The following is a 15516-nucleotide window of genomic DNA, read 5'->3' as shown; positions in this document are numbered from 1 at the left end:
AAAAGAAACCCCACGGTCGCGCATTTGCGGGCGATCGCAGACTTTTTCGGGGTGCCGGCGTCCTACCTGATCGATCGAGACACGGACCCGGCGATCGACGCACAACTCGATCTCCTGCAGGCGTTACGCGATAACGGTGTGCGCGACCTGGCAGCGCGTGCCTCTGGGCTGACTCCCCAGGCCCTCAAGAGCTTGGCAGCGATCATCGATCACCTTCGCGAACTCGAGCGGCTGCCCCCGATCACCTCTCCAAGAGCGGACCGATCCGACTAGCGGAATCGACGATGACGTGCTTGCGCGGGAACGGATTTCGTCGGCAGCGCCCGGGCTCAGCCCTTCTTCAAAGGGTTAGGGCCCAACCCGGCGGCTGACGAACTCACGCCGCAGGCCGGTCAGCGGATCGGTGAACTCGATGCGCTGCGCCAACAGCCGCAGCGGGGCACTGAAGTCGTCCGGCGCGACGTCAACGACGTTGGGATACAACGGATCACCCTCGATCGGTATCCCCAGCGAGGCCATGTGCAGGCGCAGCTGGTGGGTGCGCCCGGTGCGTGGCGTGAGCCGGTACAGCCCGTCCGGGGCCACCAGCTCCACGCGGGTCTCCGCGTTGGGCACACCGGGTTCGCAGACGGCCTGTAAGTGACCGCGGCGCTTGATGATTCGGTTCTTCACCACCCGGGGCAGCTCCAGCTCCGGGTCGACGCCGGCCCGGGCCAGATACGTCTTGGCGACCAAACCGCGGGAGAACAGCGTCTGATAGGCGCCGCGCACCTCGCGACGCGCGGTGAACAGCAGCACCCCGGCGGTCAGCCGGTCGAGCCGGTGCGCCGGGCTCAGCTCGGGCAACCCCAGTTCCCGCCGCAGCCGCGTCAGCGCGGTCTGCGCGACGTGGCGTCCGCGCGGCATGGTGGCCAAAAAGTGCGGTTTGTCGACGACCACGATGTCGGCGTCGCGGTGCAGCACCGGGACGTCGAACGGGACGGGCACCTCGTCCGGCAACTCGCGGTACAGGTAGACGCTCGCGCCGGCGGGAAGCACTGTGGTGGCATCGATTACCGCGCCGTCGGCGCCCACGACCTCACCGGCCAGTACCTTGGCGCGGGCCTGCGCGCCGAACCGGGCGTTGAGTTCGGCCAGCACCGGCCCGCCGCGCAGCCGCACCCGCGCCGGGCCCAATCCGTCCCGCACGGGCAGTGGCGCCGGCCGCACGGCCATCTCAGGGCCTGCTCAACTGAGCGGGACCGGCTCGAGGATCTCGGCGCGGGCCTCGGGCGCGCTGGCCCGCAACTCGTCGGCGGACACGTCGTCGGGCTGGGCCTGCGACAGGATCTCGGCCTCCACCCGGGCGGTGTAGTTCGCGACCTCGCGCTCGATGTCCTCGGCCGTCCAGCCCAGCACCGGCGCGACCACGTCGGCGACCTCGCGCGCGCAGTCGACCCCGCGATGCGAGTATTCGATGGAGACGCGCATGCGGCGGGCCAGAATGTCCTCCAAATGCAAAGCGCCCTCGGCGGTTACGGCGTACAGCGCCTCCACCCGCAGGTAACCCGGCGCTTCCTTGATCGGGTTGAGCAGGTCGGGGCTTTGCGCCGCCAGCGCTAGCACGTGACCGATCAATGAGCCGTAGCGGTCCAGCAGATGACGCACCCGGTAGGGATGCAGACCCTGCAGCTCGGCGACGTGCTCGGCCTGGTTGATCAGCGCGAAGTAGCCGTCTGCCCCCAGCAGGCTGACCTTCTCGGTGATCGACGGCGCCACCCGGGCCGGAATGAACTGGGCCGCAGCATCAACCGCGTCGGCGGCCATCACCCGATAGGTGGTGTACTTGCCGCCGGCGATGGCCACCAGGCCCGGCGCGGGCACCGCCACCGCGTGCTCGCGGGACAGCTTGGAGGTCTCCTCGCTCTCGCCGGCCAGCAGCGGCCGCAGCCCCGCGTACACGCCGTCGATGTCGGCGTGCGTCAGCGGGATGGCCAGCACCGTGTTGACGGTCTCCAGGATGTAGTCGATGTCGGCCTTGGTGGCCGCGGGATGCGCCAGGTCGAGATTCCAGTCGGTGTCGGTGGTGCCGATGATCCAGTGGGTCCCCCACGGGATGACGAACATCACCGACTTCTCGGTGCGCAGGATGATCGCGACATCGCTGACGATGCGGTCGCGCGGCACCACCACGTGCACGCCCTTGGACGCACGGACCTGAAATCGCCCGCGCTGCTTGGACAATGCCTGGATCTCGTCGGTCCACACCCCGGTCGCGTTGACCACCACGTGCCCGCGGACTTCGGTGATCGCGCCGTCCTCGGAGTCGCGGACGCGCACACCGGTCACCCGATCGCCTTCGCGCAGCATCGCGACCACCTGGGTGGAGTTGCGCACCACCACGCCGTAATGCGCGGCGGTGCGCGCGACGGTCATGGTGTGCCGGGCGTCGTCGACAACCGTGTCGTAGTACCGGATTCCACCGATCAACGAGCTGCGCTTGAGGCCCGGGCACAGCCGCAACGCGCCGGCGCGCGTCAAATGCTTCTGCGCCGGAACCGATTTCGCGCCGCCCAGCCGGTCGTAGAGAAAGATGCCGGCGGCGATGTAGGGACGCTCCCACATGCGATTGGTCAACGGGAACAGGAATGGCATCGGCTTGACCAGATGCGGCGCCAGCGTGGTCAGCGACAGCTCACGCTCGTAAAGCGCCTCGCGCACCAGCCCGAACTCCAGCTGTTCGAGGTAGCGCAGGCCACCGTGGAACATCTTCGACGAGCGGCTCGAGGTGCCCGAGGCGAAATCACGCGCTTCCACCAGCGCCACCTTGAGCCCGCGGGTCGCGGCATCCAGCGCGCAGCCCGAGCCCACCACGCCGCCGCCGATCACCACCATGTCGAACTGCTCGGTGCCCAGTCGTTCCCAGGCCAACGCACGTTGCTTAGGTCCCAGAGAAGAAGCCGTCCAGGTTTGTGCGCTACCGGGTGCCTGAATCGGGTTGCTCACGGCAGAGGACTCCGCACTGGGGAAACTCCTGTCGGTTACTCGTCAGTAGGACGTGCTGCACCAAGGCTAACCGTTCCGGGGCCGGCCCGCGCCGCGCCAGCTAGTCCAGATCGTCGTGCGCCATCAGCCGCCGGGCCGCCTCGGTGATCGAGCCGGACAACGAGGGGTAAACCGCCAGCGTCTGCGCCAGCTCGTTGACGGTGATCCGGTTCGTCACCGCCACGGCGATCGGCAGGATCAGCTCGGAGGCGATCGGCGCCACCACCACGCCGCCGATCACCACGCCGGTGGCCTGGCGGCAGAACAGCTTCACGAAACCCTGGCGCAGCCCCGACATCTTGGCCCGCGCGTTGGTCCGCAGCGGCAGCATGACCGTGCGGGCCGGCACCGAGCCGTCGTCGATCATCGTCTGCGGGACGCCGACGGCCGCGATCTCGGGCCTGGTGAACACCGTCGCCGCCACCGTGCGCAGCCGGATCGGGCTGACACCCTCGCCCAGCGCGTGATACATCGCGATCCGGCCCTGCATCGCCGCGACCGAGGCCAGCGGCAGCAGCCCGGTGCAGTCACCGGCGGCGTAGATGCCGGCGACCGAGGTCCGCGACACCCGGTCCACGGTCAGGTAGCCGCCGCGGCCCAGCTCGATGCCGACCCGGTCCAGGCCCAGGCCGCTGGTGTTGGGCACCGACCCGATGGTCATCAGCGCGTGGCTGCCCTCGACCGTGCTCCCGTCGCCCAGCGTGACCAGCACGCCGTTCTCGGTGCGGGTCACCGATTGCGCGCGGGCGTTCTTGACCAGCTCGACGCCGCGCTCGGAGAACGCCTCCTCCAGCACCAGGGCGGCGTCGGCGTCCTCGTAGGGCAGCACCCGGTCCCGGCTGGCGACCACGGTCACCGGCACGCCCAACTCGGTGTAGGCGTGCACGAATTCGGCGCCGGTGACCCCGGACCCGACCACGATCAGGTGCTCGGGCAGCGCCTCCAGGTTGTAGAGCTGGCGCCAGGTCAGGATCCGCTCGCCGTCGGGCGGCGCCGACGGCAGCACCCGCGGGCTGGCACCGGTGGCGATCAGCACGACGTCGGCCTCGTATTCGCTGGTGGTGCCGTCGGAATGTGTCGCTTTGATGCGGTGACAGGCCAGCCCCGGCGCTGGGTCGATCAGCTCGCCGTGGCCGGCCACCACGTGCACGCCCATGCTGAGCAGCTGATCGGTGATGTCGGCGGACTGCTCGCTGGCGAGCTGCTTGACCCGGGCATGGATCTGCGGCAGCGAGATCTTGGCGTCGTCGATGTCGATCTCGAAGCCCAGCCGCGGCGCCCGGCGCAATTCGGTGCGCAGCCAGGTCGAGGCGATGAACGTCTTGGACGGCACGCAGTCGTCCAAGACGGCCGCCCCGCCGATCCCCTCGGAGTCGATCACCGTGACGCGGGTCGTGTCGGGGTGCGAGCTCGCGGCCACCAGCGCGGCTTCGTACCCGGCCGGGCCTCCGCCGAGGATCACGATGCGGGTCACCACAGCCCCTAACCTAACGAAGCGGCGGGGCCCCGGCGAATGCTCGGGGGAAGACCCACCAGCATCGGACGTCTAAGATTTCCCCGTGCCGCTCTACGCCGCGTACGGGTCGAACATGGATCCCGAGCAGATGCAGAAACGCGCGCCGCATTCGCCGATGGCCGGAACCGGCTGGCTGCACGGCTGGCGATTGACCTTCGGCGGCGAGGACATCGGCTGGGAGGGCGCGCTGGCCAGCGTCGTCGAGGACCCGGATTCGAAGGTGTTCGTCGTCCTCTACGACATGACACCTGCGGACGAGAACAACCTGGACCGCTGGGAGGGCTCGGAGTTCGGCGTCCACAAGAAGATCCGGTGCAGAGTGGAGCGCATCTCCTCGGACACCGACACCGACCCGGTGCTGGCGTGGCTGTACGTCCTGGACGCCTGGGAGGGCGGGATGCCGTCGGCGCGGTACCTGGGCGTGATGGCCGATGCCGCCGAAATCGCCGGGGCGCCAAGCGAATACGTGCACTGGCTGCGGACCCGCCCGGCAAGCAACATCGGTCCGGGAACCGGCGCCTGACCGGGCTTCCCGGCGACGCCCGTAAAAAATCATTCGCCCGACCGCGATCGGGACGGTAGACAGACAGACCGACGCTGCGCGCCCTGATCGGGGTGCCGCCCAGGGAAGGAAAATCGCCTGTCCATTCTTTCCATACCGCTGGTAGCCGACGCGGCCGCCCGCACCTTCGCCGCCACGGTCAACCCCGCCCCCAAAGCCGCCGTGCGCTTCCCGGAGTTCGCCGGCCGCACCTCTGAGGTCACCATCGATACCCGCCACGGTCCGGCGTGCGCGACCGTCTACCACCCGACGGCGGCGAACCCGCCCGTCTACGTCAATGTGCACGGCGGCGGGTTCGTGGTCGGGCACCCCGAACAGGACGATCCGTGGTGCCGTTACCTGGCCGCGAACGCGGGAGTAGTGGTGATCAACCCCGACTATGTCCTGGCGCCCCGGCACCGCTTTCCCGCCGCGGTGCATCAGATCTACGACGTCGTGTGCTGGGCGGCCGGCCCCGGCCGCGACTGGGACGGCACCCGGCTGTGCGTCGGCGGTCAAAGCGCGGGCGGCAACCTGTCCGCGGCGGCGGCCCGCCTCGCGCTGGAGAACGGTGGCCCCGACATCGCGCTGCAGGTGCTGCACTACGCGCCGCTGGATTTGGTGACGCCCAGCCGCGACAAGCCATCCACCCTGGGCCGCCGCGCCATCATGAAGCCGTGGATGAGCGAGGTCTTCGACACCGCCTACATCCCCGAGCCGGCACGGCGGCGCGACCGCCTGGCCTCACCCGCCTGGGGTGACAACGCCGACGACATCGCCGGCATCGCGCCCGCCCTGGTCGTCACGGCCGAGCACGATCGGCTGCGCGACGAAGCCCGCAGGTACGCAGGCAAACTCGGCGCCGTTTCAGCGTTAGCGGAGTACCACGAGGTGGCCGGAGTCGACCACGGCTACAACATCATGAGCGAGGCCGGCGACGTCACGCGGCGCACCTACACCCGCATCGCCGAACACGTGGTCCGCGCCACCGGCGCCTAGCAGCGGTCGAATGCGGCCGACTGCTCGACAATGTTCGTCATCACGCGCACCCCGATCGGCAGGGCCCGCTCGTCGAGATTGAAAGTCGGCTGGTGCAGGTCCAGCTGTGGTCCCATCCCCGGCCACACCCCCAACCGGGCCATCGCACCGGGAACCTCCTCCAGGTACCAGGAGAAGTCCTCGCCACCGCCGGACTGGCGGGTGTCGGCCAGCGCGTCGGGGCCGATCGATTCGATCGCGTGGGTGAGGATGCGCGTCGAGACGTCCTCGTTGACCACCGGCGGTACGCCGCGCCGGTATTGCAGCGTGTGCTCGATGGCCAGCGGCGCCAGCAGCCCGGACACCGTGTCGCGGATGATCTCCTCCAAGCCCACCCAGGTCTGCCGGCTCGCGGTGCGCACGGTGCCGGCCAGCACGCCGGTCTGCGGGATGGCGTTGGCGGCCACGCCGGCGTTGACCGCGCCCCAGACCAGCACGGTGCCGTTGCGCGGGTCGATGCGACGCGACAACACCCCTGGCAGCCCGGTGATCAGCGTGCCCAGCCCGTACACCAGGTCGGCGGTCAGGTGTGGCCGCGACGTGTGCCCGCCGGGTGAATACAGCGTGATCTCTATCTGGTCGGCCGCCGACGTGATGGGGCCGTGCCGGACCGCGATCTTGCCGACCTCCAGCCGGGGGTCGCAGTGCAGGGCGAAGATCCGCGACACCCCGGTGATGGCGCCGGCCGCGATGGCGTCGATCGCCCCGCCGGGCATCAGCTCCTCGGCCGCCTGGAAGATCAGCCGCACCCCGACCGGCAGCTCGGGCACCGACGCCAGCACCAGCGCGGTGCCCAGCAGGATGGCGGTGTGCGCGTCGTGACCGCAGGCATGCGCCACGTTCGGCATGGTGGAGGCGTACGGGGCGCCGCTGAGCTCGGCCATCGGCAGGGCGTCCATGTCGGCGCGCAGCGCGATCCTGGGCTCGTGCTCGGGGCCGATGTCGCAGACCAGTCCGGTTCCGCCGGGCAGCACCTTCGGGTTGAGCCCGGCTTCGGCCAGCCGCTCGGCGACGAACTGGGTGGTGGCGTACTCCTGGCGGCCAAGCTCGGGATAGCGGTGAATGTGCCGGCGCCACTCGACCAGGTCGTCGTGGTGGGTGGCCAGCCAGGCATCGGCGGCGTCGACCAGGCTCATGATTGCGCCCCGGCGCGCCTGCGCTCCCGCGCGTCCAGCACCCGGTCGCGCTGGGCGGGCGTCTGGGCCAGCTGAACCACCGTGCGCGCCAACATGATCGCACCCTCGACCACCGCGCGGTCGGCGCTGGGACCGGCGGCGGCTTCGGCGAAGGCGCGCTGGTGAACCATGGCGCCGCCGGCATCGACCCCGACCACCGGGTGGATGCCCGGCAGCACGTGCGTCACGTTGCCCATGTCGGTGCTGCCCATCGGCAGCGCCGCCTCGTACTCGCGGTCCACCGGCTCGCGGCCGAGCCGGCACATCTCGTCGCGGAAGGTGTCGGCCAGCCATTGGTCGGGCTTCAGTTCGTCATACGGCGGTGCGGGGTTGTCGATGTCGTATTCGCAGCCGGTGGCCAGCGCGCCCGCGGCGAAGCAGGCGTACATCCGGCCCTCCAGCTCGCGCAGCGAATCCGCTTCGACCGCGCGCATCGCGTACTCCAGCGTCGCGTGGCCGGGGATGACGTTGACCGCCTGCCCGCCGTTGGTGACGATCCCGTGCACCAGCTGCCCGGGCGCCAGTTGCTGGCGCAGCAGCCCGATGGCCACCTGAGCGATGGTGACGGCGTCGACGGCGTTGATGCCCTGGTGCGGCGCGACGGCCGCGTGGGATTCCTTGCCGCGGTAGTTAACCGTCGCCTCGGACAGGGCCAGCGAGCGGGCCGCGGCGATGTCGGCCGGCCCGGGGTGAAGCATGACCGCCGCGGCGATGTCGTCGAACACCCCGGCCTTCAGCAGCAGCGCCTTGCCGCCGCCGGCCTCCTCGGCCGGCGTGCCCAGCAACGACACCCGCAGCCCCAGGACGTCGGCCACCTCGGCCAGCGCCAGCGCGGTGCCCACCGCCGACGCCGCGATGATGTTGTGGCCGCAGGCGTGGCCGATCTCGGGCAGCGCGTCGTATTCGGCGCAGATCCCGATGGTCAGCGGCCCGCTGCCGAAGTCGGCGCGAAAGGCGGTGTCCAGCCCGCCGGCGGCCGCGGTGATCTCGAAGCCGCGCTCGGCGACCAGTGCCTGCGCCTTGGCGCAGCTGCGATGCTCGGCGAAGGCCAGCTCAGGCTCGCCATGGATGTCGTGCGACAACTCGACAAGGTCGGCACCACGCCGCCGCACGACATCTTCAACGCTGTCTAACGGGGTTATGGGCACTCTCGCAGTATGTCACCGCGGCCCTACCCCGCCGGGCTATACCAGCCCCGCGATGAATCCCGCCGCCTGGCCGGGGTACGGCGGTGCCGAATAGTCGTGGTGCGCATCGCGGTCGCGGCCACCGACGACACAGACGGGATCGCCCTCGCTGCACAAGTCGATGGCGCGGCCGGAGAACGCGCCCGTCGACGACAGCGGCGTGTTGAAGCGGTTGCCGGGGTTGCCGAACACCGCGACCGCCGCGATCTTGTTGGCCAGGCCGGGATCCAGCGCCGGAGCCGAGCCGAAGTTGCCGATGCGTTGGCCCACCGGCGGCACCCCGGCGAGCATCGAGACCGCGGCGGCGCCCTGCGAGAAGCCGCCCAGCACCAGCCGCGTCGACGGGCACTGGTCGACCATCGCTGCGATGTGGTCGCGCGCGTCGTTCGCGCCGTCGGCGGTGGTCAGGAAGTTGTAGCTGGCCGGGTAGTTCACCGCGTAGGAGTCGACGTTGCGCGAGCCCAGCGCCGGCTGCAGCGCGCCGAACAGCGCGTCGCCCACGACGCCCAGGCCGGGCGGCTCGGCGGTACCGCGGGCGAAGATGAGTTGCACATCGGGACAGTCGGCTTTCGCCGACGGTGCCGGGCCGAATGTGATCGAAACCACCGACAGCACAACAGCGACGGCTACTCCCATGACCGGGCCAACCACCGGCCACCTACGCAGATTCATACGGCAGATCCTGACACATATCGGGGACACCGTCGCACGGCCCGGCTCGATGGCCCCGCTTCTCGCTGGCGCGGGCTCGGCTCCATCGCCGCGCTCCTCACTCGCGCCGCTACCGGCGCTCGCCGTCGCGCGGCTAGGCTCCCCCACTGTGACCGAAACCCCGTCCGACCCAGGCGACCTCGCGCGCCGGGCGGCCGAGGTCATCGCCGAACGCACCGGAATCGCCGAGCACGACGTCGCCATCGTGCTCGGATCGGGCTGGCCGCCGGCGGTCGCAGCGCTCGGCACCCCCACCGCCGTGCTGCCGCAGGCCGAGCTGCCCGGGTTCAGGCCGCCCACCGCGGTCGGGCACACCGGCGAGCTGTTGTCGATGCGCATCGGTGCGCACCGGGTGCTGGTGCTGGTCGGGCGCATCCACGCCTACGAGGGCCACGACCTGTGTCACGTCGTGCACTCGGTGCGGGCGGCCTGCGCCGCCGGGGTGCGCGCGGTCGTGCTGACCAACGCGGCGGGCGGCCTGCGCCCGGACATGGCCGTCGGCGAACCCGTGCTGATCAGCGACCACCTGAATCTGACCGCCCGTTCCCCGCTGGTCGGCCCGCAATTCGTGGACCTGACCGACGCCTACTCCCCGCGGCTGCGCGCACTCGCCCGCCAGGCCGACCCGACGCTGACCGAGGGCGTCTACGCCGGGCTGCCCGGCCCGCACTACGAGACGCCGGCCGAGATCCGGATGCTGCGCACGCTCGGCGCCGACCTGGTCGGCATGTCGACGGTGCACGAGACCATCGCGGCCCGGGCCGCCGGCGCCGAGGTGCTCGGGGTGTCGCTGGTGACCAACCTGGCCGCCGGGATCAGCGGCGAGCCGCTGAGCCACACCGAGGTGCTGGCCGCCGGGGCCGCGGCGGCCACCCGGATGGGGGCGCTGCTGGCCATGATCCTCGAGCAGCTCCCCCGGTTCTAGGGCCATGACGCCCGAGGAGTGGATCGCCCACGATCCCGACCCGGCGACGGCCGCCGAGCTCGCCGCGTGCGACCCGGACGAACTCGCCGCGAGGTTCGCCCGCCCCCTTAGTTTCGGCACGGCGGGCCTGCGCGGGCCGGTGCGCGGCGGGCCGGACGCCATGAACGTCGCGGTGGTGTCGCGGGCCAGCTGGGCCGTGGCGCAGGTGCTGATCCGGCGCGGCCTGCACGGCTCGTCGGTGATTGTGGGACGCGACGCCCGGCACGGCTCGGCCGTATTCGCCACGGTGACGGCTGAAGTGCTTGCTGCCCAAGGGTTTTCCGTTCTGCTTCTGCCCGGCCCGGTGCCCACCCCGGTGGTGGCGTTCGCGGTGCGGCTTACCGGCGCGCCGGCCGGGATACAGATCACCGCATCGCATAACCCGCCCGCCGACAACGGCTACAAGGTGTACCTGGACGGCGGCATCCAGATCGTCTCCCCCACCGACCGCGAGATCGAAGCCGCGATGGCCGCCGCCCCGCCTGCCGACCAGATCGCCAGGGCCCGGGTCGAACCCGCGCACACCGACCTCGTCGAGCGCTACATCGAGCGGGCGGCCGGGTTGCGCCGTGGCACCGGTTCGGTGCGGGTGGTGTTGACCGCGCTGCACGGGGTGGGCGGCGCGGTGGCCGTCGAGACGTTGCACCGCGCGGGGATCACCGAAGTACACTCCGTCGCAAGACAGTTCGCACCGGACCCGGACTTTCCCACGGTCGCGTTCCCCAACCCCGAGGAGCCCGGCGCCCACGACGCGCTGCTGGCCCTGGCCGCCGACGTCGGCGCCGACGTGGCGATCGCGCTGGATCCCGACGCCGACCGGTGCGCCGTCGGCATTCCCGACGCGGGGCGGTGGCGGATGCTGTCGGGCGACGAAACCGGTTGGCTGCTAGGCGATTACCTGCTGTCCACGACCCGGCCGGACACACCGGTGGTGGCCAGCACGGTGGTGTCCTCGCGGATGCTGTCGGCCATCGCCGCGCGCCACGGCGCCGTCCACGTCGAAACCCTCACCGGCTTCAAATGGCTGGCCCGCGCCGACGAGGAAGTGCCCGGCGGCACGCTGATCTACGCCTACGAGGAGGCGATCGGGCACTGCGTCGACCCCGCGGCCGTCCGCGACAAGGACGGCATCAGCGCCGCGGTGCTGGTGTGCGACCTGGTGGCCGCGGCCGCGCGGCGTGGCCGTTCGGTCTGCGACCTGCTCGACGAGCTGGCCCGGCGGTACGGGGTGCACGACGTCGCCGCGGTGTCGCGCCGGGTCACCGGTCCCACCGAGGCGGTCGAACTCATGCGGCGGTGGCGCGCGGCGCCGCCGAAAGCGCTGGCGGGTTACACCGCGAGCCTCACCGATATCAGCGACGCGCTGATCTTCACCGGCGGCGACGAGGACACGTCGATCAGGCTGGTGGTGCGGCCTTCCGGGACCGAGCCGAAGTTGAAGTGCTACTTGGAGATTCGCTGCGCGGTGTACGACGACCTGGACTCTTCGCGGCGGCGCGCCGGCGCCCTGCGCGAGGAGCTGGTCGCTGCGGTGCAGAGCTGGTGAACAGGTTGGGCCCGAATTGGCGGTCGCCGGCATCGCCGAGGCCTGGCACGATATAGGCCGCCTTGTTCAGACCCTTGTCGACCGCGGCGGTGAACACCCGCGCGTCCGGCGCCGCTTTCCTCACCGCCGCAATGCCTTCCGGGGCCGCCACCACACAGAGCACGGTGATATCCGTCGCGCCGCGGCGCGCCAACAGGTCGATCGCGTGCACCATCGACCCGCCGGTGGCCAGCATCGGATCGAGGACGATCACCGGCCTGCCCGCGAGCTTGTCGGGCAGCGCCTCCAGATACGGCACCGGCAGGTGGGTTTCCTCGTTGCGGGCGACGCCGACGAAGCCCACCTCCGCGTCCGGTATCGCCGCGTGCGCCGCGTCGACCATGCCCAGTCCGGCCCGCAGCACCGGCACCAGCAGCGGCGGCTTGACCAAGCGCGTCCCGACCGCCCGGGCCACCGGGGTGCGGATCTTCACCGACTTTCGCGGCGCGTCCCGGCTGGCTTCGTAGACCAGCATCAGCGTCAGCTCGTGCAGCGCGGCGCGAAATCCGGCGGTATCGGTGCGTTCGTCACGCAGCACCGTCAGCCGGGCGGCGGCCAACGGGTGGTCGACGACGCACATTTCCATGGGGTCGAGGGTATATAACGATCGGGCAAAGCCCTTCTGACACGCTCGCGTCCGTCCCGGAAGTCACCCGCACCCGTTCCTATACTCCGGACGTGTTGCGCGAAATTCGAAGTCCGAGAAGGCTGATCGGCGGGGCGTACCGGAGCCTGCGCATCCTTGGCGCCCTGGCGCTGGTGGCACTGGCGGCCAGCCCGTTGACTCCGCGCATAGGCCTTGCGGCAGCGGCGATTCCGCAACCGGCGCACGTCGTGATCGTGGTCGAGGAGAACCGTTCCGAGAACGGCATCATCGGCAACAAGTCATCGCCGTTCATCACCACGCTGGCCGCGAACGGCGCCAACATGACCCAGTCGTTCGCCGAAACCCATCCCAGCGAACCGAATTACCTGGCGCTGTTCGCCGGCAATACATTCGGCGTGACCAAGGACCTGTGCCCGGTCAACGGCGGCGCCGCGCCGAACCTCGGCTCCGAATTACTCGCCGCGGGATACACATTCGTCGGTTTCGCCGAGGGCCTGCCTGCGGCCGGATCACCGGTCTGCAGCGCGGGCAAGTACGCGCGCAAGCATGTGCCCTGGGCCAACTTCACCAACGTGCCGGCGGCGAACTCGCTGCCGTTCTCTGCGTTCCCGAGGGGCAACTACTCCAGCCTGCCGACCGTCTCGTTCGTCATCCCCGACAACGACGACAACATGCATGACGGCTCGATCGCGCAGGCCGACTCCTGGCTGAACCGCGAGCTGTCCGGGTACGCGAACTGGGCGGTGGCCAACAACAGCCTGCTGATCGTGACGTTCGACGAGGACGACAACGGCAGCCGCAACCAGATCCCCACGGTGTTCTACGGCGCCCACATCCGTCCCGGCAACTACAGCGAACAGATCAACCACTACAACGTGCTTTCCACGGTGGAGCAGATGTACGGATTACCCAAGACGGGCTACGCCGCCAACGCCGCGCCCATCACCGATATCTGGGGCTAGCCCCGATGGCCGATGGTGGCGACCCGCTTCGCCCGGCTCCGCCGCGCTCGCGGTCGCCACGAGGCCCGATAAGCACGTTCGGCCGTCGTCGCTATTCTGTGCCGCATGGTTGCTGACCTCGTGCCGATCCGCCTGAGCCTGTCCGAAGGTGACCGCTACACCGTGTGGGCACCCCGCTGGCGCGACTCCGGCGACGAGTGGGAGGCGTTCCTGGGCAAGGACGAGGACCTGTTCGGGTTCGCCAGCGTCGCCGATCTGGTCGCGTTCGTGCGTTCGGACGACGACAACGACCTGACCGACCACCCGGGGTGGAAGGAGCTGCGGGCGGCGCACGCGCACACGTTCGAGCCGGCCGACGACAAGCAGTTCGACCTGGTCGCCGTCGAGGAGCTGGTGGCGGAGAAGCCCACCGAGGAGTCGGTGTCCGCGCTGGCGGGCACGCTGTCGATCGTGTCGTCCATCGGATCGGTGTGCGAGCTGGCGGCGGTGTCAAAGTTCTTCAACGGCAACCCCAGCCTGGGCACCGTGTCCGGCGGAATCGAGCAGTTCACCGGCAAGGCCGGCGCCAAGCGCTGGAATGCGATCGCCGAGGTGATCGGGCGCAGCTGGGACGACGTGCTCGCCGCGATCGACGGCATCGTCAGCACCCCCGAGGTGGACGCCAAGCTGTCGGACAAGGCCGCGGACGAACTGGCCGAGGAGCGCGAGGAGGACGAGCCGGAGGAGGACACCGGCACCGAGGACGCCGTCGAGGAAGAGGCCGCCGAGGAAGCCGCGGAGGATGACGCCGGGGCGCAGGACGAGGACATCGACGACGAGCCCGACCGCGCGACCGGCGACACCGTCGTGCTGGGCAGCGACAAGGACTTCTGGCTGCAGGTGGGCATCGATCCGATCCGGATCATGACGAGTTCTGGCACCTTCTACACGCTGCGCTGCTACCTGGACGACCAGCCGATCTTCCTCGGCCGCAACGGACGCATCAGCGTCTTCACGTCCGAGCGTGCGCTGGCCCGCTACCTGGCCGACGAGCACGACCACGACCTGGCCGACCTGAGCACCTACGACGACATCCGCACCGCCGCGACCGACGGCTCGCTGGCGGTCGAGATCACCGACGACAACATCTACGTGCTCAGCGGGCTGGCCGACGACCTGGCCGACGGACCGGACGCCGTGGATCGCGAGCAGCTGGAACTCGCCGTCGAGGTGCTCCGCGACATCGGCGACTACTCCGAGGAGAGCACCGTCGACAAGGCCCTCGAGACGAGCAAGCCGCTGGGCAAATTCGTGGCCGCAGTGCTCGAGCCCGACTCGGTCACCAAGCCGTCGCCGCCGTACGCCGCGGCGGTGCGCGAGTGGGAGAAGCTCGAGCAGTTCGTCGACGGACGGCTGCGCCGCGAGTAGCGCCGTCGTTGACGCGATAGGTTGGGTGACGTGTCGCTTCCCGGTATCGGCCCGCTACCTCTCTACGGGTTCCAACGTCCGGGCCTGTTGCTGTTCGGCTTGGTGCCCCTGGCCCTGCTGGCCGTCTACGTCCTGGTCCAGGCGCGGCGCCGCCAACGGCTGCACCGCTACACCGAAACCCCCGTGGCGCAGTCGCCGTGGCGGCACCTCCCGATCGCCGTGTCGCTGCTGTGCCTGGCGCTGTTGACCATCGCGCTGGCCACCCCCACCCACGACATGCGCATCCCGCGCAACCGCGCCGTCATCATGCTGGTGATCGACATGTCGCAGTCCATGCGGGCGACCGACGTCGAACCCAACCGGCTCAAGGCCGCCGAACAGGCCGCCACCCAGTTCGCCGGCCAGCTCACCCCCGGCATCAACCTCGGGCTGGTCGAGTTCGCGGCCAACGCCACGCTGCTGGTGCCTCCGACGACCAATCGCGGCGCGGTCAAGGCGGGCATCGACAGCCTCAAGCCGATGCCCAAAACCGCTACCGGAGAAGGCATTTTCACCGCCCTGCAGGCGATCGCGACGGTCGGTTCGGTGATGGGCGGCGGCGACGGTCCACCGCCGGCGCGGATCGTGCTGGAATCCGACGGCGCCGAGAACGTGCCGCTGGACCCCAATGCCCCGCAGGGGGCGTTCACCGCGGCCCGGGCCGCCAAGGCCGGGGGCGTACAGATCTCGACGATCTCGTTCGGCACCCCGTACGGCACCGTCGACTACGAGGGCGCCACCATCCCGGTTCCGGTGGACG

The 15516-nt window shown here is 70.3% G+C and carries 12 protein-coding genes and 3 pseudogenes; 8 read left to right on the top strand and 7 right to left on the bottom strand.

Annotated elements, in window-relative coordinates; translation table 11 throughout:
* Positions 1-273 (top strand): annotated as a pseudogene (locus A5760_RS18450) (XRE family transcriptional regulator); the annotation flags it as partial.
* Between the two features lie 75 nt (positions 274-348).
* On the opposite strand, the gene A5760_RS18445 reads toward A5760_RS18450, so the two are convergent.
* From A5760_RS18445 to A5760_RS18435, 3 genes and pseudogenes are all read right to left on the bottom strand, one after another.
* Positions 349-1215: a pseudouridine synthase gene (locus A5760_RS18445; protein WP_064883361.1), complete on the bottom strand. Its 867-nt coding sequence runs from the start codon at positions 1213-1215 to the stop codon at positions 349-351.
* 12 nt (positions 1216-1227) lie between these two features.
* Positions 1228-2985, bottom strand: a complete 1758-nt coding sequence (locus A5760_RS18440) for a glycerol-3-phosphate dehydrogenase/oxidase (protein WP_064883359.1) — start codon at positions 2983-2985, stop codon at positions 1228-1230.
* 34 nt (positions 2986-3019) lie between these two features.
* Positions 3020-4501: pseudogene (locus A5760_RS18435) on the bottom strand (NAD(P)H-quinone dehydrogenase); the annotation flags it as partial.
* An 82-nt stretch (positions 4502-4583) separates the two neighbouring features.
* Here A5760_RS18435 and A5760_RS18430 point away from each other — a divergent pair.
* On the top strand, positions 4584-5063 hold the full coding sequence (locus A5760_RS18430) for a gamma-glutamylcyclotransferase (RefSeq protein ID WP_064883354.1): 480 nt from the start codon (positions 4584-4586) through the stop codon (positions 5061-5063).
* Between the two features lie 201 nt (positions 5064-5264).
* Positions 5265-6080, top strand: coding sequence for an alpha/beta hydrolase (locus tag A5760_RS18425; protein WP_064883352.1), 816 nt, complete (start codon positions 5265-5267; stop codon positions 6078-6080).
* On the opposite strand, the gene A5760_RS18420 is transcribed toward A5760_RS18425, so the two are convergent.
* Genes A5760_RS18420 through A5760_RS18410 form a run of 3 tightly spaced genes read right to left on the bottom strand, consistent with a single transcriptional unit; the run spans position 6077 to position 9093 of the window.
* The gene (locus A5760_RS18420) at positions 6077-7255 is read right to left on the bottom strand and encodes a M20 family metallopeptidase (protein WP_064883350.1); all 1179 of its coding nucleotides are present in this window, start codon (positions 7253-7255) and stop codon (positions 6077-6079) included. The genes A5760_RS18425 and A5760_RS18420 overlap by 4 nt on opposite strands.
* Positions 7252-8442: a M20 family metallopeptidase gene (locus A5760_RS18415; protein ID WP_064883348.1), complete on the bottom strand. Its 1191-nt coding sequence runs from the start codon at positions 8440-8442 to the stop codon at positions 7252-7254. Before A5760_RS18415 ends, A5760_RS18420 begins: the two co-directional genes overlap by 4 nt.
* A 36-nt stretch (positions 8443-8478) precedes the next feature.
* Positions 8479-9093: a cutinase family protein gene (locus tag A5760_RS18410; RefSeq protein WP_196772129.1), complete on the bottom strand. Its 615-nt coding sequence runs from the start codon at positions 9091-9093 to the stop codon at positions 8479-8481.
* Positions 9094-9301: 208 nt separating this feature from the next.
* On the opposite strand from A5760_RS18410, the gene A5760_RS18405 reads away from it, so the two are divergent.
* Both A5760_RS18405 and A5760_RS18400 read left to right on the top strand, forming a co-directional pair.
* Complete coding sequence (locus A5760_RS18405; protein WP_064883347.1) at positions 9302-10117, top strand: purine-nucleoside phosphorylase; 816 nt, start codon at positions 9302-9304, stop codon at positions 10115-10117.
* Between the two features lie 4 nt (positions 10118-10121).
* On the top strand, positions 10122-11702 hold the full coding sequence (locus A5760_RS18400) for a phospho-sugar mutase (RefSeq protein WP_064883345.1): 1581 nt from the start codon (positions 10122-10124) through the stop codon (positions 11700-11702).
* A 7-nt stretch (positions 11703-11709) separates the two neighbouring features.
* Here A5760_RS18400 and upp read toward each other — a convergent pair.
* Positions 11710-12327 (bottom strand): annotated as a pseudogene (gene upp, locus A5760_RS26280) (uracil phosphoribosyltransferase); the annotation flags it as partial.
* 104 nt (positions 12328-12431) lie between these two features.
* On the opposite strand from upp, the gene A5760_RS18390 reads away from it, so the two are divergent.
* From A5760_RS18390 to A5760_RS18380, 3 genes are all read left to right on the top strand, one after another.
* Positions 12432-13310, top strand: coding sequence for an alkaline phosphatase family protein (locus tag A5760_RS18390; RefSeq protein WP_419538256.1), 879 nt, complete (start codon positions 12432-12434; stop codon positions 13308-13310).
* A gap of 105 nt (positions 13311-13415) precedes the next feature.
* The gene (locus A5760_RS18385) at positions 13416-14717 is read left to right on the top strand and encodes a hypothetical protein (RefSeq protein ID WP_064883342.1); all 1302 of its coding nucleotides are present in this window, start codon (positions 13416-13418) and stop codon (positions 14715-14717) included.
* A 30-nt stretch (positions 14718-14747) separates the two neighbouring features.
* On the top strand, positions 14748-15516 hold a 769-nt coding region (locus tag A5760_RS18380), incomplete at its 3' end, for a VWA domain-containing protein (protein WP_064883340.1).

Source organism: Mycobacterium colombiense (genome assembly GCF_001665835.1).
GTDB lineage: Bacteria > Actinomycetota > Actinomycetes > Mycobacteriales > Mycobacteriaceae > Mycobacterium > Mycobacterium colombiense_A.
The sequence above is the reverse complement of the archived record's forward strand: the minus strand, read 5'-3'. Positions and strand labels throughout refer to the sequence as shown.

Coding starts and splice junctions, on each gene's coding strand:
- A5760_RS18445 (WP_064883361.1), bottom strand. CDS start 1,215: ATGGCCGTGCGGCCGGCGCCACTGCCCGTGCGGGACGGATTGGGCCCG.
- A5760_RS18420 (WP_064883350.1), bottom strand. CDS start 7,255: ATGAGCCTGGTCGACGCCGCCGATGCCTGGCTGGCCACCCACCACGAC.
- A5760_RS18400 (WP_064883345.1), top strand. CDS start 10,122: ATGACGCCCGAGGAGTGGATCGCCCACGATCCCGACCCGGCGACGGCC.
- A5760_RS18385 (WP_064883342.1), top strand. CDS start 13,416: ATGGTTGCTGACCTCGTGCCGATCCGCCTGAGCCTGTCCGAAGGTGAC.